Annotated in this window: 18 protein-coding genes; 9 read left to right on the forward strand and 9 right to left on the reverse strand. The window is 69.6% G+C overall.

Annotated features, from left to right (window positions below; genetic code table 11):
- The first annotated feature begins 14 nt into the window (after positions 1 to 14).
- The 4 genes from AC3IS2_RS15025 (at position 15) to AC3IS2_RS15040 (ending at position 4109) form a co-directional block, all read left to right on the forward strand.
- The gene (locus AC3IS2_RS15025) at positions 15 to 428 is read left to right on the forward strand and encodes a hypothetical protein (RefSeq protein WP_489198590.1); all 414 of its coding nucleotides are present in this window, start codon (positions 15 to 17) and stop codon (positions 426 to 428) included.
- The gene (locus tag AC3IS2_RS15030) at positions 425 to 826 is read left to right on the forward strand and encodes a hypothetical protein (RefSeq protein ID WP_489198591.1); all 402 of its coding nucleotides are present in this window, start codon (positions 425 to 427) and stop codon (positions 824 to 826) included. The genes AC3IS2_RS15025 and AC3IS2_RS15030 overlap by 4 nt, the downstream gene beginning before the upstream one ends.
- Positions 823 to 3231, forward strand: coding sequence for a phenylalanine--tRNA ligase subunit beta (gene pheT / locus AC3IS2_RS15035; RefSeq protein ID WP_489198592.1), 2409 nt, complete (start codon positions 823 to 825; stop codon positions 3229 to 3231). The genes AC3IS2_RS15030 and pheT overlap by 4 nt, the downstream gene beginning before the upstream one ends.
- Before the next feature lie 254 nt (positions 3232 to 3485).
- Positions 3486 to 4109: an EipA family protein gene (locus AC3IS2_RS15040; RefSeq protein WP_489198593.1), complete on the forward strand. Its 624-nt coding sequence runs from the start codon at positions 3486 to 3488 to the stop codon at positions 4107 to 4109.
- A gap of 196 nt (positions 4110 to 4305) precedes the next feature.
- Here the strand turns inward: AC3IS2_RS15040 and AC3IS2_RS15045 are convergent, their stop codons facing one another.
- From AC3IS2_RS15045 to glmS, 5 genes are all read right to left on the reverse strand, one after another.
- Positions 4306 to 5190, reverse strand: coding sequence for a Rossmann-fold NAD(P)-binding domain-containing protein (locus tag AC3IS2_RS15045; protein ID WP_489198594.1), 885 nt, complete (start codon positions 5188 to 5190; stop codon positions 4306 to 4308).
- 23 nt (positions 5191 to 5213) lie between these two features.
- Positions 5214 to 6440: an NAD-dependent epimerase/dehydratase family protein gene (locus AC3IS2_RS15050; RefSeq protein WP_489198595.1), complete on the reverse strand. Its 1227-nt coding sequence runs from the start codon at positions 6438 to 6440 to the stop codon at positions 5214 to 5216.
- Positions 6441 to 6544: 104 nt separating this feature from the next.
- Positions 6545 to 6898, reverse strand: a complete 354-nt coding sequence (locus AC3IS2_RS15055) for a UrcA family protein (RefSeq protein ID WP_489198596.1) — start codon at positions 6896 to 6898, stop codon at positions 6545 to 6547.
- A 169-nt stretch (positions 6899 to 7067) separates the two neighbouring features.
- On the reverse strand, positions 7068 to 7946 hold the full coding sequence (gene galU, locus AC3IS2_RS15060) for a UTP--glucose-1-phosphate uridylyltransferase GalU (protein WP_489198597.1): 879 nt from the start codon (positions 7944 to 7946) through the stop codon (positions 7068 to 7070).
- A gap of 81 nt (positions 7947 to 8027) precedes the next feature.
- On the reverse strand, positions 8028 to 9842 hold the full coding sequence (gene glmS, locus AC3IS2_RS15065; RefSeq protein ID WP_489198598.1) for a glutamine--fructose-6-phosphate transaminase (isomerizing): 1815 nt from the start codon (positions 9840 to 9842) through the stop codon (positions 8028 to 8030).
- Positions 9843 to 10034: 192 nt separating this feature from the next.
- On the opposite strand from glmS, the gene glmM reads away from it, so the two are divergent.
- Positions 10035 to 11384, forward strand: a complete 1350-nt coding sequence (gene glmM / locus AC3IS2_RS15070) for a phosphoglucosamine mutase (protein WP_489198599.1) — start codon at positions 10035 to 10037, stop codon at positions 11382 to 11384.
- Positions 11385 to 11424: 40 nt separating this feature from the next.
- On the opposite strand, the gene AC3IS2_RS15075 is transcribed toward glmM, so the two are convergent.
- The 3 genes from AC3IS2_RS15075 to AC3IS2_RS15085 all read right to left on the reverse strand — a co-directional run bounded on the left by AC3IS2_RS15075 (position 11425) and on the right by AC3IS2_RS15085 (position 15693).
- Complete coding sequence (locus AC3IS2_RS15075; protein WP_489198600.1) at positions 11425 to 12711, reverse strand: cystathionine gamma-synthase family protein; 1287 nt, start codon at positions 12709 to 12711, stop codon at positions 11425 to 11427.
- A 121-nt stretch (positions 12712 to 12832) separates the two neighbouring features.
- The gene (locus AC3IS2_RS15080; protein ID WP_489198601.1) at positions 12833 to 14152 is read right to left on the reverse strand and encodes an FAD/NAD(P)-binding protein; all 1320 of its coding nucleotides are present in this window, start codon (positions 14150 to 14152) and stop codon (positions 12833 to 12835) included.
- 41 nt (positions 14153 to 14193) lie between these two features.
- A complete protein-coding gene (locus AC3IS2_RS15085) occupies positions 14194 to 15693 on the reverse strand; it encodes a phosphomannomutase/phosphoglucomutase (protein ID WP_489198602.1) in 1500 nt (499 codons plus the stop codon).
- A 193-nt stretch (positions 15694 to 15886) separates the two neighbouring features.
- Between AC3IS2_RS15085 and gpmA the strand changes: the two genes are divergently transcribed.
- The 3 genes from gpmA to AC3IS2_RS15100 all read left to right on the forward strand — a co-directional run bounded on the left by gpmA (position 15887) and on the right by AC3IS2_RS15100 (position 18568).
- On the forward strand, positions 15887 to 16600 hold the full coding sequence (gpmA, locus tag AC3IS2_RS15090) for a 2,3-diphosphoglycerate-dependent phosphoglycerate mutase (RefSeq protein WP_489198603.1): 714 nt from the start codon (positions 15887 to 15889) through the stop codon (positions 16598 to 16600).
- 29 nt (positions 16601 to 16629) lie between these two features.
- Positions 16630 to 17229, forward strand: a complete 600-nt coding sequence (locus AC3IS2_RS15095) for a bifunctional diaminohydroxyphosphoribosylaminopyrimidine deaminase/5-amino-6-(5-phosphoribosylamino)uracil reductase RibD (protein ID WP_489200165.1) — start codon at positions 16630 to 16632, stop codon at positions 17227 to 17229.
- 61 nt (positions 17230 to 17290) lie between these two features.
- On the forward strand, positions 17291 to 18568 hold the full coding sequence (locus AC3IS2_RS15100) for a pentapeptide repeat-containing protein (RefSeq protein WP_489198604.1): 1278 nt from the start codon (positions 17291 to 17293) through the stop codon (positions 18566 to 18568).
- Between the two features lie 186 nt (positions 18569 to 18754).
- On the opposite strand, the gene AC3IS2_RS15105 is transcribed toward AC3IS2_RS15100, so the two are convergent.
- Complete coding sequence (locus AC3IS2_RS15105) at positions 18755 to 19231, reverse strand: Hsp20 family protein (protein WP_489198605.1); 477 nt, start codon at positions 19229 to 19231, stop codon at positions 18755 to 18757.
- Between the two features lie 289 nt (positions 19232 to 19520).
- Between AC3IS2_RS15105 and AC3IS2_RS15110 the strand changes: the two genes are divergently transcribed.
- Positions 19521 to 20330 (forward strand): class I SAM-dependent methyltransferase, encoded by an 810-nt coding sequence (locus AC3IS2_RS15110; protein ID WP_489198606.1) that lies wholly within the window; start codon positions 19521 to 19523, stop codon positions 20328 to 20330.
- Positions 20331 to 20341 lie beyond the last annotated feature (11 nt).

Below are 20341 nucleotides of genomic sequence, written 5' to 3' on the forward strand. Positions count from 1 at the left end.
TCGAGAGCTTTGACATGACCGACCAGACCCCGATGTCCGCCGAAGAAAAGTTCGGCCGCGAACTGGTGGCCCGCACAAGCTTCGAGAAGGAGGCCGTCTGGCTGCCTTCGCTGGCGGTCCATCATATGAACGCCGGCCAGACCTCTATCGCCGACAAGACCTTCACAGAATGCCTGATCGAGGGGCCGGCGGTGATGGCCGTGATGAACGGCACCAGCTTCGACAGCTGCAACATGGGCGTGGCCAAGGACCCGCGCACCCTGCTGCTCGAGCCGCGTGGCGAACTGATCGCGGGCGCGGTCGGCGTGAGCAATTGCCGCTTCGTGCGGTGCCGGTTCGTGCAGGTCGGCTTTACCGGATCGTCGGAACTGCTGGACGGCATCGAACAGGACCTTCTCAGCGCGCGCGAACAGGCGGCTCAGGCATGACCGACGTCAACAACAACGCCGCCATCACCCTTGAGCCCCTCGGCGCGGGGCCGACCTACGCCAACGTCAACGTCTGGCTGCCGCAGCTGTTTCTCGAGACGGCGCGCGCCGGCTCGCAGATGATCGAGAACCGCCGCTTCGAAGGCTGCCTGATCGAGGGACCCGCCGTGATCCTGCCGGTGGAAGGCTGCTCGTTCGACGGTTGCGACATGGGCGTCTCCAACGGCGATCCGCGCAATCTGATGCTGTCGCCCCTGGGGCCGCGTCAGGTCGTCGGCGTGGTGCCGTTCAAGAACTGCCAGTTCATCAACTGTCGCTTCCTCGGCGTCGGCTTCACCGGCGCATCGGGCTTTCTCGACAATATGGTCCAGGCGCTCGGCGACGGAGCTGCGGCATGAAGTTCACCCTTTCCTGGCTGAAGGAACACCTCGACACGACCGCCGACGTCGAAGCGGTCGCCGCCGCCATGACCATGGCCGGGTTGGAGGTCGAGGAAGTCCATGACCCCATCGCGGCGCTGGCGCCCTTCACCGTGGCCAAGATCCTTTCGACCGAGCGTCACCCCAACGCCGACCGGCTTCAGGTCTGTCAGGTCGAAACGGTCGACGGTCTGAAAGAGATCGTCTGCGGCGCGCCGAACGCACGGCCGGGCCTGACCACCATCTACGCCCCCATCGGCGCCTATGTGCCCGGCCTGGGCGTGACTCTGGTCGAAAAGCCGGTGCGCGGCGTGGTGTCCCACGGCATGCTGTGCTCGGGCGCCGAGCTGGAACTGGCCGACGACAGCGACGGCATCCTGGAGCTGAGCGACGATCTGCAGGTCGGCATGCCCGCCGCCGGGGTCTTCGGCGCCGAGCCGGTGATCGACTTCGAGGTGACGCCGAACCGCCCCGACTGGCTGGGCGTGGCGGGCATCGCCCGCGACCTGGCCGCGACGGGTCTGGGCAAGCTGACGACGCCGGAGATCCAGCCGGTCGCCGGCGGCTTCGCCTCGCCGATCACGGTGCGGATCGACAACGCTGACCTGTGCCCGGTCTTCGCCGGGCGCGTGATCCGCGGCGTGCAGAACGGGCCGTCGCCGGCCTGGCTGCAGCACCGTCTGACGGCCATCGGCCTGCGCTCGATCAACCGTCTGGTCGATATCACCAACCTGATTTCCTACGACCGGGCGCGGCCGCTGCACGTCTATGACGTGGCCAAGCTGTCGGGCCAGACGATCGTCGTGCGCGCCGGTCTGGTCGCCAAGGATACGGGCGAGCACGAGCACCTGATCGCCCTGGACGGCAAGACCTATGCCGCCTCAAACGCCGACTGCGTCATCGCCGACGCCGACGGCGAGCGTCCCATCGGTCTGGGCGGCGTCATGGGCGGCGAGTCGACCGGCTGTTCGGACGAGACGGTCGATGTCTTCGTCGAGAGCGCCTGGTTCGACCCTCTGGTCATCGCCCAGACGGGCCGCTCGTTGGGCATCAGCTCGGACGCCCAGTACCGCTTCGCGCGCGGCGTGGACACGGCCTCGGTCGTCCCGGGCCTGGAGCTGGCCACCCAGATGATCCTCGACCTGTGCGGCGGCGAGCCGTCCGAGATCACGGTGACGGGTCAGGCCCCGGCCGCCCCCGCCGGCTTCGCCTTCGACCCGGCCTATGTGAAGCGCCTGTCGGGCCTGAGCCTGACCGACGACCGCATCTTCGAAATCCTGACCGCGCTGGGCTTCACCGTCATGCGCGGCGCGGCCTGGACCGTGGTGCCGCCGTCGTGGCGCCGCGACGTCGAAGGCCCGGCCGATCTGGTGGAAGAAGTGGCGCGCATCGAGGGCTTCCACGCCCTGCCGCATACGCCCCTGCCCGAGGTCGCCCGCGCCCCCGGCGGCGTGCTGAATCCGCGTCAGGCCCGCGTCCGCGTCGCCCGTCGCGCCCTGGCGGCCCTGGGCTACGCCGAGGCCGTGACCTGGTCCTTCACCAAGCAGTCCACCGCCGTCCTGTTCGGCGGCGGCGATGATCGCCTGGTGCTGGAAAACCCCATCGCGGCCGACCTTGACTGCATGCGGCCGTCGATCCTGCCCAACCTGATCCAGGCGGCGGCCCGCAACGCCGCGCGCGGCCACGCCGACGCGGCTCTGTTCGAGATCGGCCCCGTCTATCTGAACGATCAGCCGAACGGCCAGCGCACCGCCATCGCCGGTCTGATCGCGCCCCACCCCGACCGCCACTGGGGCGGCGCAGGCGAGGACGCCCTGTTCGGCCTCAAGGGCGACCTGTTCGCTCTGCTGGAAGAGATCGGCGCCCCGGTCGCCTCGCTGCAACTGGCGCAAGGGAGCAACCAGGACTGGTGGCACCCCGGCCGCTCGGCCCGCCTGCAACTGGGTCCGAAGAACGTCATCGTCGAGTTCGGCGCCCTGCACCCCCGCGTGCTCAAGGCCCTGGACGCGGACGGTCCCATGCTGGCCTTCGAGATCATCCTCGACGCCGTGCCGGAACCGCGTGGAAAAGGCGGCAAGGCGCGGGGCGCGGCGGACCTGCCCAACCTGATGCCGCTGAGCCGCGACTTCGCCTTCCTGCTGGACGAGGCCAAGGCCGTGGGCGATCTGACCCGCGCGGTCGTCGGCGCCGACAAGGCCCTGATCGCCGAGGTGCGCGTCTTCGACGTCTATCGCGGCCAGGGCGTGCCCGAGGGCCAGAAGTCGGTCGCCCTGGAGGTCGAGATCCAGCCGCGCGCCGCCACCCTGACCGAAGCCGAGATCGAGGCCCTGACGGCCAAGGTCGTCGCCGCTGCGGCCAAGGCCGGCGGCGTCCTGAGGAGCTGATACGAAGCCGGAGCGAAAGCTCCGGCTTCTTTCTTTGTTGGGGGGCTATCGCGCTTTGCGCTGCTTGAGGCCGCTATGGGCCGCGCCTCGGGCTGCCTGAGCCCTGCTGACGAAGCCTTGATCGGCTGGGACCGCCGCGAATACGGCCAAGCAAGGTTCCGTTAACCTTGAAGCCCCAAGGCTGCCGCAAAAGACACGGACGGTAGGCCAAGCCCGCGACGATGGGCGCCCCGTCCTCTGTCAGGAGCCTCGACATGCATCGCCGCCAACTGATCCGTTCCAGCCTTGGTCTCGCCGCCGCCGGCGCGCTTCCCGTGGGCCTCGGCGCCTGCGCCACGACGCGCCAGCCGACCGACCCCAACTACCCGATCGCTTCGGACCAGACGGCCCAGGCCTACACCTTCGAGGAACTGGTCTCGGCCGGCTCGCGTGAAATGGGCATCGCCGCCGAGGCCATGGGCTCGGCCCTCGAGCGCGTCTTCGCCGAACAGGGCGACCGTCCGACCGCCTATATCGCCGGTGAGGAAGCCGCCGGGGCCGCCGCCATCGGCGTTCGCTACGGCCGCGGCGCCCTGCACATGAAGGACCTGTCGGCCTCGCAGGAGGTCTTCTGGCAGGGCATCTCGATCGGCTGGGACGTGGGCGGCAACGCCAGCCGGGTCTTCACCCTGGTCTACGGCCTCTATCACCCCGACATGCTCTATCGCCGCTACCCCGGCGTCGAGGGCTCGGCCTATCTGGTCGCCGGCCTGGGCGTGAACTATCAGCGCGCCGACGGCATCGTCCTGGCCCCCATCCGCACCGGCGTCGGCCTGCGCCTGGGCGCCAACGTCGGCACCATGAGCTACAGCCGCCAGCGGAACATTCTTCCTTTCTAAGAGGGAAGGGGCGCTAACGCGCGCGACGCGGTCGCTCGCTGCTTGAGCGCCGAAGACGGGCGTGTCCGACTTCATGCCGTCATCCTCGGGCTTGACCCGAGGATCGAGCGTTCAGCGGGCACTTGGTTGGAGGCGCTCGCGCCGGCCCCGACCCTCGGGTCAAGCCCGAGGGTGACGGCATGTGTGGGGCAAGGGTCTAATTACGCGTCGGCAGCAGGGGTTCGATCCCCTCGCGCCATGTCGGGTATTTCGGTCGCCAGCCGAGTTCGGCCTTGGCGCGGGCGTTCGAGAGGCGTTTGGAGTCGTTGTAGAAGCGCCGCATGGCGTCCGACACCGACGGGTCGTCCAGCGCCACCTCGGGCGGGTTGGGCAGGCCTAGGCGCGCCGCCGTCCACTCCATCACCACGTCCGCCGGGGCCGGCTCGTCGTCGGCCAGGGTGTAGGCGCGGCCCGGATGCGGTCGGGCCATGGAGGCGAAGACGCCGGCGACGGCGTCCTCGACATGGATGCGGTTGAACACCTGGCCGGGCTTTCGCACCAACCGCGCCGCGCCGTCGCGCAGGCGATCGACCGGCGAGCGGCCCGGGCCGTAGATGGCGGGCAGGCGGAAGATCTGCACCGTCAGCCCCATGCCGCGCCCGGCGTCCAGCCAGTCCCGCTCGGCCCGGACCCGGCGCGCGCCCTCCAGGCTGGCGGCGTTCAGTTCGTCGTCCTCGAAGGCCCAGCCGCCCGCCCGGTCGCCATAGACGGCGGTCGAGGAGACATAGCCGATCCAGTCGGGATAGGCGCCCGCGGCGGTGATGGCCGGGATCAGGGCCTTCAGGCCGGGGCAGCCGGCGCTGTCGGGCGCGGCGGTGATCAGGATGGCCGAGGCGGCGACGACGGCGGCTTGCAGGGCCTTGGCGTCGGCGGGGTCGACAGCGACGACGCCGGCCGACGTCAACTCCGCGCGCCGGCTCGGATCGCGCGAGGTGGCGAAGGCGCGGCCGCCGCGTCGGATGGCCTCGCGCGCCGCCTCAAGTCCCAGATAGCCGCCGCCGAAGACCAGCAGGGACAGGGCGGCGGGGGCAGGCTGGGTCATGGCGGTCCGGTCAGGCGATGCAGTCAGGCGGTTTTGGCGGCGGCGGGGGGCGTGATGTCCGCCGCCTGAGACTGCAGCGCTTGGGCGCGCTTGCCGTTCCAACTGGAGACGCAAGGGATCTTGGTCCGGTCGGCGCGGTCGGCGTAGCGGCGGGCGATGTCGGTCACGTCGGCCAGCAGGCCCTCGGCCAGGGTGATGGGCTTCAGCCCCAGGTCGCGGAACTGGTCGTTGGCGACGACCAGTTCGTTCTCGTCAGCCTCCTGACGCGGGTTGGGCACGTTGTGGACCTCGGCGCCGGTCATGTCGGCCACCATATGCGCCAGGTCGCGCACGCGGCGGCTCTCGGTCATCTGGTTCAGGATCTTGACCCGGTCGCCCGACTTGGGCGGGTTCTTCAGCGCCAGCTCGACGCAGCGCACCGTGTCCTGGATGTGGATGAAGGCGCGCGTCTGGCCGCCCGAGCCGTGCACCGTCAGCGGATAGCCGACCGCAGCCTGCATCAGGAAGCGGTTCAGCACCGTGCCGTAGTCGCCGTCATAGTCGAAACGGTTGATCAGGCGTTCGTCCTGACGGGTTTCCTCGGTTTGGGCGCCCCAGACGATGCCCTGGTGCAGGTCGGTGATCCGCAGGCCGTCGTTCTTGGCGTAGAACTGGAACAGCAGGGCGTCCTGGGTCTTGGTCATGTGATAGATGCTGCCGGGGTTCGGCGGGAACAGGATCTCCTGTTCGGAAGGGCCGAAGTCGGTGTCCACCGTGACCTTCAGATAGCCCTCGGGGATGCGCAGGCCGGCCGTGGTGTAGCCATAGACCCCCATGGTCCCCAGGTGGGTCAGGTGGACGTCCAGCCCGCTCTCGACGATGGCCGCCAGCAGGTGGTTGGTGGCGTTCAGATTGTTGTCGACGGTGTAGAGCTTGTGCCGCGCCGACTTCATCGAATAGGGGGCGGCGCGCTGCTCGGCGAAGTGGACGACGCTGTCGGGTTTCCAGTCGCGGATCAGGGCGACCAGGCGGTCGAACTCCTTGCCCACGGTCAGGTTGACGAAGTCGATCGTGCGGCCCGAGACCTCGCGCCACGCGGCGATGCGCTCGCCCATGGTGCGGATGGGGGTCAGGGACTGAACCTCCAGCTCATTGTCGATGTTGCGGCGGCTGAGGTTGTCGATGATCAGCACCTCCCAGCCGCGCGCCGACAGATGCAGCGCCGTGGGCCAGCCGCAGAAGCCGTCGCCGCCCAGAATCATCACGCGCATCGGTCGAACCCTGTGTCGTCTCTCTCTCCTTCCTGCCTAGCTGATGGCGAAGGCGGGCGAAAGCGCGGCGCGCGCTCCGCGACGGTGGGAGCGCGCGGCGGCCTCTAGGGCTGGTCCGGGGTGCGCAGGGCCGCAAGCGTGACCGTGCGGCTCTCGGCGGATTGGGTCGAGCGGCGGGCGGCGACCTGCGCCCAACCGTCCGCCACGGCGTCCTTGATGCAGGCGTGGCGCACCAGATAGTGGCTCATGACGAGATTGGCGTCGCTGCAGGTGCGTCGCGCCGCCGCCCTGAGGCGGTGGTCCAGAATTTTTGACCCCGGCGGCTGGCTCAGGTCGAGGTCGGCGTACGAAACGATGACGGTTTCGGCGTTTCTTGCGGGCCGTGTCGCTTGCGGCTCGGCGCCGCTCGGGGCGGCGATGGCGAGCAGCAAGGCTGCCCCTATGATCGTCGATTGCATCTTGCGATCTCCTGATCGCCCTTCCGCTGCGCTTGTCCCTCCTCAAAAAGACCAGCGACCGACTGATGCCTGACAACAGGCCAGCGCGGTCTTTGTTCTGAGGGAAACGCCTCGTTCAGTCGCCGGGACCTTCACAAGCGCGTTCCCGGTCCGGGTCCGGCGTGGACGCTCAGAGCAGGGCGGTGATCGCCGCGCGGGTCGCCTCGCCAAGGTCGGGGCGTTTCAGGGCCAGGGCGACGTTGGCGCGCAAGAGGCCGATCTTGTCGCCGCAGTCGTGGGTGACGCCCTCGTATTCATAGGCGGTGAAGGTCTGGGTCTTCATCAGCCGGTCCATGGCGTCGGTCAGCTGGATCTCGCCGCCGGCGCCGCGCTCCTGGGTTTCCAGCAGGTCGAAGATTTCCGGCTGCAGGATGTAGCGGCCCGAGATCGACATGTTGGACGGGGCCGTGCCCGGCGCGGGCTTCTCGACCATGCCCTTCATGGCGAAGCGGCGGCCTTCCTGGGCGGAAGGGTCGATGATGCCGTACTTGTGGGCAGCGGCTTCGGGCACGGCCTCTACGCCGATGACGTTGCCGCCGACCTCGGCGTAGAGGTCCGCCAGTTGTTTCAGGGCCCCGGGCTGCGAATCGACGATGACGTCGGGCAGGATGACGGCGAAGGGCTCGTGGCCGATGATGTCGCGGGCGCACCATACGGCGTGGCCCAGACCCTTGGGCTGCATCTGGCGGGTGAAGCTCATCTCGCCGGCCGTGGCCAGTTCGGCGTTCATGGCCGCCAGCAGCTCGGTCTTGCCCTTGGCCAGAAGCTGGGCCTCCAGCTCGATCTGGTGGTCGAAATAGTCCTCGATCGCCTGCTTGGCGCGGCCGGTGACGAAGACGATGTGCTCGATCCCCGCCTCGCGCGCCTCTTCGACGATGTAGCTGAGGATCGGCCGATCGACGACGTTCAGCAGCTCCTTCGGCGTGGTCTTGGTGCCGGGCAGGACGCGGGTGCCCAGGCCGGCCACGGGAAGAACCGCCTTGCGAAGGCGGGCGGGAGAAGTCGTCATCGGTCGTCCTGAACAGCCGTTAGCCGGCCTTCATAGGCGGAAATCGTGACGGTTCCAAACGCCGCCCACCTGCGGGTTACGTCACTCGACAGTGACGGACTTGGCCAGGTTGCGGGGCTGGTCGACGTCCGTGCCCTTCTGGACCGCGGTGTAATAGGCCAGCAACTGCACCGGCACGGCATAGACCAGGGGCGCGATCAGCGGGTGGCAGTCGGGGGCGTCGACACGGCGGATGCCGGCGCCGTGCGGGTCGGGGGCGGTCGCCGGAGCGATCATGACGACGGGGCCGCCGCGCGCGGCGACCTCGGCCAGGTTGGAGGCGGTCTTCTCGAACACCTCGTCCAGCGGGGCCAGGGCGATGATCGGGGTCTTTTCGTCCACCAGGGCGATGGGGCCGTGCTTCAACTCGCCGGCGGCATAGCCCTCGGCGTGGATGTAGCTGATCTCCTTCAGCTTCAGCGCGCCCTCCATGGCCAGGGGGAACATGGCGCCCCGGCCGAGGAACAGCACGTCGGTGGCCTTGGCCAGGTCGTGGGCGATGGTGCGGATCTGGCCGTCCATCTGCAGGGCCTCGGCGATCAGGCGCGGCGCTTCGAACAGGGCCTTGACCAGTTCGGCCTCGCGCGTCGCGTCGATGCGGCCGCGCGCCACGCCGGCGGCGACGGCCAGGGCCAGCAGGGCCGAGACCTGGGCGGTGAAGGCCTTGGTCGAGGCGACGCCGATTTCCGGCCCGGCATGGGTCGGCCACAGGATTTCGGCCTCGCGCGCCATGGACGAGGTGTGGACGTTGACCACGGCGGCGGTCTTCAGCCCTTGCGCCTTGCACCAGGTCAGGCTGGCCAGGGTGTCGGCGGTCTCGCCCGACTGGCTGACGGCCACGGCGACCGTGCCCGGCGTCAGGGCCGGCGAGCGGTAGCGGAACTCGGACGCGATCTCGACGTCGCAGGGCAGGCCCGCATATTTCTCGAAGGCGTATTTGCCGATCTGGCCGGCGTAGAAGGCGGTGCCGCAGGCGATGATCTGGATGCGGTCGACGGCGGCGAAGTCCACGGCTTGCGGCTTGGCCGTGCCGGTCACCAGGTCGAGGTATTCCGACAGGGTGTGCTGGACGCTGTCGGGCTGTTCGTGGACTTCCTTCTCCATGAAGTGGCGATAGGCGCCCTTCTCGACCATGGCGGACGAAGCCGAGACCTGGACCACGGCGCGGTCGGCCGGATGACCCGAGGCGTCGAACATGCGCGCGCCCGAACGGGTCATGGCGACGTAATCGCCCTCTTCCAGATAGGAAATCTTCTGGGTGAAGGGGCCGACGGCCAGGGCGTCCGAGCCGAGGTACATCTCGCCCTCGCCCCAGCCGACCACCAGCGGGCTGCCGCGACGGGCGCCCAGGATCAGCCCGTCCTCGCCCTCGATCAGGACGGCGAGGGCATAGGCTCCGGTCAACCGGTCCAGCGTCGCCTTGAAGGCGTCCAGCGGGGCCAGACCCGCCGCCAGCTTGTGATCCAGCAGGTGGGCGACGACCTCGGTGTCGGTCTGGCTCTCGAAGACGCGGCCCTCGGCTTCCAGCTCGGCCTTCAGCTCGGCGAAGTTCTCGATGATGCCGTTGTGGACCAGGCAGACGCGGCCGGCCTTGTGCGGGTGGGCGTTGGCGGTGGTCGGCGCGCCGTGGGTGGCCCAGCGGGTGTGGCCGATGCCGATGGTCCCGGCCAGGGGCTCGGCGGTCAGCACGGCCTCCAGCTCGCGGATCTTGCCCTTGGCGCGGCGGCGTTCGATGCGGCCGTCGACGACGGCGGCGATCCCGGCGGAATCATAGCCACGGTATTCCAGCCGCTTCAGGCTGTCGATCAGACGGGGAACGACGGCGCCTGCGCCCGTAATGCCGATGATGCCGCACATATGGTCTGCTCCGGTGAAGGGGCCGGGCGGTCGCGCTTTGCGCGACGCCGCCGTAAGAGGTAAGCGAGAGGGTTCCGCCCGTCTCGCCCTTTGATTTTCGTCTAGGGGAAGCGCAGGCCGGCGACATCAAAAAATGGGTTTCGGAAGGTTTCTTTGCAAATCCTCCGGCGCCGCCAGCGAAGGACGACGCCCTTGGGCGAGAGAAAATACTTCGGCACCGACGGCATCCGCGGCCGGGCCAACACCCATCCGATGACGGCCGAGGTGGCTTTGCGTGTGGGGCTGGCGGCGGGCAAGCTGTTCCGCACCGACGACGACCGCCGCCATCTGGTGGTGATCGGCAAGGACACGCGCCTGTCCGGCTATATGATCGAGCCGGCCCTGGTGGCCGGTCTGGCCAGCGTGGGCATGGACGTGCGCACCTTCGGTCCCCTGCCGACGCCGGGCGTGGCCATGATGACGCGCTCGATGCGCGCCGACCTGGGCATCATGATCTCGGCCTCGCACAACGACTATGCGGACAACGGCATCAAGCTGTTCGGGCCGGACGGCTACAAGCTGTCGGACGAGATCGAGCTGAAGATCGAGGCCATGATGGACGAGGGGCTGGATCAGGACCTGGCCCCCGCCAACAAGCTGGGCCGGGTCAAGCGCATCGACGACGCCCCGCCGCGTTACATCGAGATCGCCAAGTCGGCCTTCCCCAAGCGGCTCAGCCTCAAGGGGCTGCGCATCGCCATCGACTGCGCCAACGGCGCCGGCTACCGCGTGGCGCCGACCACCCTCTATGAGCTGGGGGCCGAGGTCTTCCCCGTCGGCGTCGAGCCGAACGGCCTGAACATCAACGCCGAGTGCGGCTCGACCCATCCCGAAACCGTGTCCGAGGCGGTGAAGCGCTATCGCTGCGACATCGGCATCGCCCTGGACGGCGACGCCGACCGGGTCATCATCTGCGACGAAAAGGGCCACGTGGTCGACGGCGACCAGATCATGGCCCTGATCGGTCTGGACTGGGCCAAACGCGGTCGACTGAACGGCAAGGGGGTGGTCGCCACCGTCATGTCCAACCTGGGGCTGGAGCGGAAGCTGAAGGCCGAGGGGCTGACGCTGGAGCGCACCAAGGTGGGCGACCGCTACGTCATGGAGCGGATGCGCGCCGGCGGCTTCAACATCGGCGGCGAACAGTCGGGCCACATCATCCTGAAGGACCACGCCACGACCGGCGACGGCTTGATGGCGGCGCTGCAGGTGCTGGCCGTCCTGGTCGAGACCGGCGTGCCGATGAGCGACCTGGCGCGGCAGTTCGAGCCGGTGCCGCAACTGCTGCAGAACGTCCGCTACACCGCTGGCAAGCCGCTGGAAGACGCCAAGGTCAAGGCGGCCATCGTGGAGGCGGAAGCCGCGCTGAACGGTTCGGGGCGTCTGCTGGTCCGCCCCTCGGGCACGGAAAAACTGATCCGCGTCATGGCCGAGGGCGACGACGAGGCCCTGGTCAAGCGCGTGGTCGCCGACGTGGCGGCGGCGGTGAAGGCGGCGGGCTGACGGGATCGGCGGGCGCCGCGAACGGCGCCCGCCTTCCACCTCAGATCGCGGCCAGGGCCTGTTGCAGGTCGGCCCACAGGTCCTCGACGTTCTCAATGCCGACCGACAGGCGCACCAGATTATCGCCGATGCCGCTGCGCTGTTTGGCCTCGGGCGTATAGTCCGAGTGGGTCATGCTGGACGGGTGCGAGGCCAGGCTCTCGGCCCCGCCCAGGCTGACCGCCAGCTTGAACAGCCGCAGGGCGTTCAGCATGCGGAAGGCCTCGGCCTCGCCGCCGGGCAGCTCCAGCGAGAAGGTCGAGCCCGAACCCTTGCACTGGGCCGCGAAGATGGCCTGCTGCTCCGGCGAGGCGTCCGGCCCCCCGGCGGTCAGGACGGCGCTGACGCGCGGGTCGGCGCGCAGGCGCTCGGCCAGGATCAGGGCGTTCTCCTGCGCCCGCTCCATGCGGATGTGCAGGGTCTCCAGACTGCGCAGCAGCAGCCAGGCCGTGTGCGGATCGGTGGTCGTGCCGCAGATGGTGCGCATCTCGCCCACCCGCGCCATGATCTCGGCCCCGCCCATGCAGCCGCCCGCGATCAGGTCGGAGTGACCGCCGACATACTTGGTCAGCGAGTAGAGGACCAGGTCCGCCCCCAGCTCCAGCGGGCTCTGCCACAACGGGCCGAGGAAGGTGTTGTCCACCGCCACGACCGGCGGCTCGACCTGATCCACGGCTTTCGCTCCGGCGACGGCGCGGGCGATGTCGACCAACTGGTTGGTCGGGTTGGCCGGGGTCTCCAGATAGACGGCGGCCAGGCGACCGCCCGTCGCCTTGGCCTGGGCTGCGGCGGCGATCATGGCCGCGTCCAGGGCGTCGGCGCCCTCGGCGGCGGGGACGCTGATCGCCTTGACGCCGTAGCGGGGCAGGATGCGGTCGAACAGGTATTCGGTGCCGCCATAGGCCGGGGCCGTATAGAGGATGACGTCGCCGGGCCGCACCACGGCCAGCATGGCGGTCGAGATGGCGGCCATGCCGGTCGAGAAGACCAGGGCCTTGTCGGCCTTGTCCCAGACGGCCAGGCGGTCCTCGAGGATTTCGAGGTTGGGGTTGTTGATGCGCGAATAGATCAGGCCCAGGGCCTCGTCCGGGTCGCGTTGGCGCAGGCCGTAGGCGACCTCGAAGAAGCGCTTGCCGTCCTCGGCCGACTTGAAGACGAAGGTGGACGACTGGAACAGGGGCGCCTTGATCGCCCCCTCGGACAGGGCCGGATCATAGCCATAGCCCATCATCAGGGTTTCAGGCGCGAGGGGGCGATCCCCCAGCACGCGGGTGCGGTGACGGTTCATTTTTTGTGTTTCCTCTCCTGTCCCGGTGATAGCCGACCCGGGAAACGCCCGCCAGACGCTAAGTCGCTTAGAGGAAGTCGCGAACTGTTGGAAGTTTCAACCACGGCGCCGGGCGGCGGGATCAGGCCGTCAGGACGCGGGCGAGGGCTTCGATCCTCTGGCGGATGTCGGGGACGGCGATGGTCTCCCAGAAGGCGGCGCGGGCGGGCGGGCCGAGCAGGTAGAGGTCCGGATCCGATGCGCCGTCGGCGCCGAGGACGCGCCCGGCCTCGTCGAGGTCCAGCCCCAGGCCCGTGGGGTCCATTCGGGCGCGGCCCGACGCGATCAGGGCGGCGGTCAGCGGCGTCGAGGCGGCGTCATGGCCGGGGCCGGTGCAGTCGATCAGCCAGGCGGCCGGCAGGGCTTGCGGGGTTTTGTCTGTATGCGGATCAAGTTGCACGGTCACGCTGTCGGCGTCAGCGGTGACAGCGCGGATGCGGCCCGCACGCGCGCTCAGGCGGCGCTCGGCGATCAGGGCGTTCAGCGCGGTTTCGATCTGGGGCGCGATGCGGTGTCGGTGGACGTCCCACCAGGGCCGCAGATGGCGCAGGAAGCGGGCGCGCTCGGTCGTTGACGCGGCGCCCCACAGGGCGGCGGTGATCGGGCGATAGCCCTCCATGACGCCGCGCCAGCCGTGGCGGTCGGCCAGTCGGCGGGCGGCGGCGAGGCGGCGCGACAGCGGCCCCTCCAGCGCGTCTTTCGGCAAGGCGACCGGGGCGTCGTGGTGTTCGCCGTGAGCGCGAGGCAGCAGGCCGCGCCGCGACAGGGCGGTCGCGTGGCCGCGCCAGCCCTGGGCGTCGAGCGCCAGAACCACGTCCACCATGGTCAGGCCTGTGCCGAGGATCAGCACGGCGTCGTCGGGCTGGATCGGCGCCAGGGCGGCGATGGCCCAGGGGTCGGACAGGATGCGCGGGCTTTGGCCTTGCGGCGTCGTGCGCGGGGCTGGGTTGCCGCTGGCCAGAACGACCGCCCGCCCTTCGATCCGGCGCCCGTCCGACAGACGCACGGCCTGGCCTTCGATCGTCGTCGCCTCGCCGTGGATGCGTTGGATCAGGCCCGGACAGGCCCGCTCGGCCGCCGCCAGACGGTCGCGCAGATAGAGGCCGTAGAGCCGGCGCGGCACAAAGCCGTCCGGATCGGCCTGATCGGGACGATGCGTCGTCAGCCAGTCGACGAAGTCGTCGGGCCGGTCGGCCAGGGCGCTCATCCGTCCGGCGCGCACGTTCAGCCGGTGCGCGTCCAGCACGGCGGAATAGGCGACGCCGGGGCCGGCCTCGCCCTGGCGCTCGATCAGGACCGAGGCCTGTCCGCGCTCGGCCAGCCGCGCGGCCAGCATGGCGCCGGAAAAGCCGCCGCCGACGATGACGACGGGCCGGTCGGATTTTGAGGAGGCGGAGGTCACGCCGTCACTTCGCCTGAATGGGCCTGCGCGGTCAAACCGGGTCAGATTTCCTGATTGAAGGCGCCGATCTCGGGATGGGCGGCGAGGCGCGGCTTGACCTCTTTCCTGAACAGGTCGCGCATGTCGTCGGCGGAACGCATGCTCTCGACCACCACCACCAGTTCCGGCTTGTTGCTTGATGCGCGCACCAGGACCCAGGAGCCGTCCTCGAGGTGGACGCGCACGCCGTTGACGGTGATGGCCTCGACGATCTTGCGGCCCAGGATCGAGCCGCCGGACGCCGCCAGGTCCTCGTACTCCTTCACGATCTTGGCGAGCACGTCGTACTTCAGCTCGTCGTCGCAGTGCGGCGACATGGTCAGCGAGGTCCAGGCGTCGGGCAGGGCGGACTTCAACTCGCTGAGGCTCTTGCCCGGATTGCGGTCCAGCATGGCCAGAACGGCGCCGGCGGCGACCAGGCCGTCGTCATAGCCGTGGCCCAGATCGCCCGAGAGGAAGAAGTGGCCCGACTTTTCGAACCCGGCCAGGGCGCCCAGTTCGGCGGTCTTGCGCTTGATGTAGGAGTGGCCCGTCTTCCAGTAGACGGTGGTGGCGCCGTTGGCCTTCAGCACCGCGTCGGTCTTGTAGAGGCCGGTCGATTTCACATCGACGACGAAGGTGGCGTTGGGATGCAGCGCCGACAGGTCGCGGGCCAGCATCAGGCCGATCTTGTCGGCGAAGATCTCCTCGCCGGTGTCGTCCACCACGCCGCAGCGGTCGCCGTCGCCGTCGAAGCCGAGGGCCAGGTCGGCGCCGGTCTCGCGCACCTTGGCCGCCATCTGCATCAGCATGGCGTGGTCTTCCGGGTTCGGATTGTATTTGGGGAAGGTCCAGTCGAGCTCGGTGTCCATCTCGATCACCTCGGCGCCCATCAGGCGCAGGGCCTCGGGAGCGAAGGCGCCGGCGGTGCCGTTGCCGCAGGCGGCGACGACCTTGAGCGGACGGGTCAGTTGCACCTTGGACGCGACGTCCCGGATGTATTGTTCGCGGAAGCCCTCGACCCGCTCGACGCGGCCGCCGGGGCGGGCCACGCCCTCGCCGTTCAGCACGATTTCCTTCAGGCGGCCGATCTCGTCGGGGCCGAAGGTCAGCGGCGCCTGGGCCCCCATCTTGACGCCGGTCCAGCCGTTCTCGTTGTGGCTGGCCGTGACCATGGCCACGCAGGGGCAGTCGAGCGCGAACTGGGCGTAGTAGGCCATCGGCGACAGGGCCAGGCCGATGTCGACCACCTCCATCCCGCCTTCCAGCAGGCCGAGGATCAGGGCCTGCTTCACCGACAGGGAGTAGGCGCGGAAGTCGTGGCCGACGGCGATGCGGGGCCGCACGCCGATCTCGTGGACATAGGTGGCCAGGCCCAGACCCAGGGCCTGGATGCCCAGCAGGTTGATCTCTTTTTCCAGGATCCAGCGCGCATCGTATTCGCGGAAGCCGGTCGGCTTCACCAGGGGGATGGTTTCATACTCCGCCGTATTGGGGCGGATGTCCTGGCGCGGTTTCAACATGAGGCTTCCTGAGCGTGCGCGGATAGGCGGGCGGAGCGAACCAGCCGCACCCTGGCGTCGCGGTATAGCGGGCGTCCCCCACGAGGCCAACAACGCGCGGCGACGCTTCGCGCTGCATAGTGTTCGCGGTCGCAAAACCTTGACCGCCCCCGCGTCCACGGCCTAGGCGAAGGACGACGTTACGGAGACGCCCATGCCCCGCCTGATCCTGCTGCGCCACGGCCAGAGCCAGTGGAACCTGGAAAACCGCTTCACCGGCTGGGTCGACGTCGACCTGACCGCCGAGGGCGAGGCCCAGGCGCGTCACGGCGGCGAACTGATCGCCGAGGCCGGGTTCAAGCCGGCGGTCATGTTCACCTCGGTCCTGACGCGGGCCAAGCGCACCGGCGCCCTGGCGCTGGATTCGGCGGGCCTGAAGGAGGTGCCGGTGGTCGAGGACTGGCGTCTGAATGAGCGCCACTACGGCGGCCTGACCGGGCTGGACAAGGCCGAGACGGCGGCCAAGCACGGCGAGGACCAGGTCAAGATCTGGCGCCGCAGCTATGACGTGCCGCCGCCGCCCCTGGCCGCGGGCGGCGAGTTCGATTTCGACGCCGACCCCCGCTACGAGGGCAAGGCCATCCCCGACACCGAGAGCCTGAAGACCACGCTGGACCGGGTCCAGCCCTATTGGGACGCCGAGATCGCGCCGCGCCTGAAGGCGGGCGAGGACGTGCTGATCGCCGCCCACGGCAACTCGCTGCGGGCCATCGTCAAGCTGCTGTTCGCGGTGCCGGACGACCAGATCGTCGGCGTCGAGATCCCGACCGGCAATCCGCTGGAGATCGATCTGGACGCGGACCTGAAGCCGGTCGCCGCCCGCTATCTGGACCAAGCGCGGGCGCAAGCCCTGCCGGTGATTGCGTGAGCACGTCCTCGAAGGACGACGCCGTCCACATGCGCCGCGCCATCGACCTGGCGCTGGCGCGGATGGGCGAGACCTGGCCCAATCCGGCGGTCGGCTGCGTCCTGGTCAAGGACGGGGTGGTGCTGGCCGAAGCCGCCACCGCGCCGGGCGGCCGTCCTCACGCCGAGGAACAGGCCGTGCCCGCCGCGGGCGAGGCCGTGAAGGGCGCGACCGCCTATGTCACGCTGGAGCCGTGCGGCGCGCGCTCGTCGGGCCGCAAGTCCTGCGCCCACTTCCTGGCCGAGGCCGGGGTGACGCGGGTGGTGATCGCCGCCCTGGACCCCTCGCCCTTCGCCTCGGGCCGGGGCACCGAGCGGCTGCGCCAGTCGGGCCTGACGGTCGAGACCGGCCTGTTGGCGGCGGACGCCGCCGTCCTGTGCGAGGGCTTCCTGCATCGACTGGAGACGGGGCGGCCGATGGTCCGCGTCAGCGAGGACGGAACGGGCTTCGACGGCCGCTTCGTCGCCGCGCCGCGCGCCGACCTGACGACCGAGCTGAACCGCCTGGGCGAGGCGGGCTACACCCGGCTGTGGACCAACGAGGGCGAACTGGCCGAGGCCCTGCGCGAACAGGGTCTGCTCGGCCTCTGATGCGCCGGAAACGCCTGTTTCTGCAAAGCTTCCTTAATGGGCCGTCAGCCATGTTGGCGCGATGAGTGACGCCGCCGATCCTGTCCGCAAGAAACCGACCCAGGCCGAGGTGGACGCCATCTGCGTCAAGCACGACCGTCTGTGGCAGGCGCGGCCCGGCGGAGCCCGCGCCGTCTTCGCCTGGATGGACCTGTCGGGTCTGACCCTGCGCGGCCGCAACCTGGCCGACGCCGACTTCGCCGCCGCCCGTCTGCACAACTGCGACCTGACCGGGGCCAAGCTGGACAACGCCAACTTCTTCGGCGCGGACATGCAGGACATCGTCCTGACCGACGCCAGCCTGCGCCGGGCCGACCTGCGCGGCGCCTGCCTGCGCGGCGCGGACCTGTCGGGCGCCGACCTGTTCGAGGCCGACCTGCGCGAAGGCACCATCGCGGCGGCGGACGGCAAGCTGGGCTTTCGCGTGATCGAGGCCCAGAAGCGGGCCGACACCCAGGCCCAGGGCGCCAGCCTGGTCGGGGCCAATCTGCAGCGCTCGCGCATGACCGGGGTCGTGGCCGTGGCCGCCGACTTCACCGACGCCATCATGAAGGACTGCAAGCTGGTCCGGGCCAATCTGAAACAGGCCAGCTTCCGCGGGGCGGATCTGGCCGGGGCGGACCTTTCGGGGGCCGACCTGTCGGGGGCCGACCTGTCGGGGGCCATCCTGGTCGGGGTGAAGGCCGCCATGTGGCGCACCGACGGGGCCAATATGGAAGGCGCCCTGACCGACAACCGCCCGGCGGGCGAGCCGGTCAGCCGCATGCCCGCCGCCGAAATGCTGCGTGACCACGCCCAGTGGTGCGAGACGGGCGGGGCCGAGGGCCAGCCCTCGGTGTTCGACGGGGTCGACCTGCGTCCGCTGGAGTCCATTCGCGGCCTGAACCTGACGGCCCTGTCGGCCAAGGGCGCGGTCTTCTACGGCCTGGATATGGAAGGCGTGCAGCTGCAGGGCGCGCAGTTGGAAGGCGCCGACCTGCGCTCGGCTAATCTGCGCCGCGCCGACCTGCGCGGGGCGCGGCTGGGGCGAGCCAAGCTGAACGGATCGGATCTGCGCGAGGCCCAGCTGGGACCGTTGATGCTGGGACCCGAGCGGCTGTTGCCGGCGGATCTGTCGGGCGCGGTGCTGCGCGGGGCGGACCTGTCGGGCGCAGACCTGCGTCGTGCAGTACTGGCCGGGGCGGATCTGAGCCGCGCCGTTCTGCACGGGGCCCAGACCAAGCAGGCCGATTTCAGCGGCGCCCAGATCGGCGGCGCGCGCGGGCTGGATCCGGCCGATCTCAAGGCCGCGGCGGCTTAAGTCTGCGCAGCGCGTTCGTCATCCCGGCCGAAGCCGTCAGGCGGAGAGCCGGGACCGCCACACACTCACCGTCTGCGCCTTGAGCGGTCCCGGATAACGGCTGCGCCGTTTCCGGGGGGTGTTAGGCGCGAAAAAAGGGGCGACGCGAACGCCGCCCCTTCTCCAGTTTTCAGACGTCGGCCGCGCTTAGGCGGCCTTCTTCGCCTTGTCCGTCTTGCCCTCGATGAGGGGCTTGCCGGTCGCGATCTCGATGCGGCGCGGCTTGAGGGCCTCGGGCAGTTCGCGTTGCAGGTCGATGGTCAGCAGGCCGTTCGACAGGTCGGCGCCCTTGACCACCACATAGTCGGCCAGCTGGAAGCGGCGCTCGAAGTCGCGCTCGGCCAGGCCGCGATGCAGATAGGTCTTCTGAGCCGAGGCGTCGTCATTGGCGGCCTTCTTGCCGGTCACGGTCAACGAGTTTTCCTTGGCCTCGATGTTCAGCTCGTCGGGCGTGAAGCCGGCGACGGCGATTTCGATGCGATAGGCGTTCTCGCCGGTCGTCTCGATATTGTAGGGGGGCCAGCCGTTTTCCTGGCTGGAGCGCGCGGCGCTTTCCAACTGGCGGGCCAGACGGTCGAAGCCGACGGCGGAACGGTACAGCGGCGAGAAATCATAGGTACGCATGGATCATCCTTCTGACATTCAGCAAGGTTGAGCCGCCCGGCGATTTGGCCCCGGACGGCGGAGGGTTTCAGGCCCGGCGGTCCGAAATCGGCCCCGTCAGGTCTGGAGAGCCCGGGATCGGCGCTCTCGGAGAAACAGGTAGGCGGCGTTTTTCACGGCGCAAGGGGGACGCCCCCGGCGAGCGAAGGAGCGCGCGAAATCGTCGCTTGGCCCAATCCGCGCCTTGCCGAGGCCGCGAAGCGCCGTATGGGTTACGGATTGTTTCTTTCAGGATCGACCGGAGCCCCCCATGCGACCCTTCGTCCTCGCCGCCATCCTGGCGTCCGCCCTCGCCTCGCCCGCCCTTGCTCAAAGCACGCCGGGGGGCGCGCCGCCCGAGCCCGCGCTGCCGCACCGCCAGGGCCTGTCGATGGAGATGCCGAAAGTCGAGGAGGACGCCGCCCTTCAGGCCGCCATCGCCTCGACGACCCGACCCGAGGCCGATCGCGTCCGCGACAGCCAGCGTCATCCGTTCGAGACCCTGACCTTCTGGGGGCTGCAGCCCGCCCAGACGGTGGTGGAGATCGAGCCGGGCCGCGCCGGCTGGTGGCGCAACATCCTGGAGCCCTATGCGGCCGCGACCGGCGGCCGCTACGTCGCGGTCAGCCGCCCGACCGAGGGCATGGGCGTGGCCGACGGCACGGCCGACATGGTGGTGGTGGCGCGCGCCTTCCACAACTGGTCCAGCGACGGCCGCACCGACCCCTATCTGGCCGCCTTCTTCAAGGCGCTGAAGCCCGGCGGCGTCCTGGCCGTCGAACAGCACCGCAGCAATGAGGGTCTGAACGTCGCCGACACCGCCTCGACCGGCTACGTCCCCGAAAGCTACGTCATCCACGCCGCCCGCCGCGCCGGGTTCGAGCTGGAGGCGCGCAGCGAGCTGAACGCCAACGCCAAGGACGACCGCGATCATCCCTTCGGCGTCTGGACCCTGGCCCCGACGCGCACCTCGCAGAAGGACGGGCGCGTCCTGACGACCGAGGAGCGCGCGGCCTTCGACGCCGTGGGCGAGAGCGACCGGATGACCCTGCGTTTCCGCAAGCCCGAGACCGCCAACTGATGCCGTTTGCG

The organism is Brevundimonas sp. KH_025, assembly GCF_057839885.1.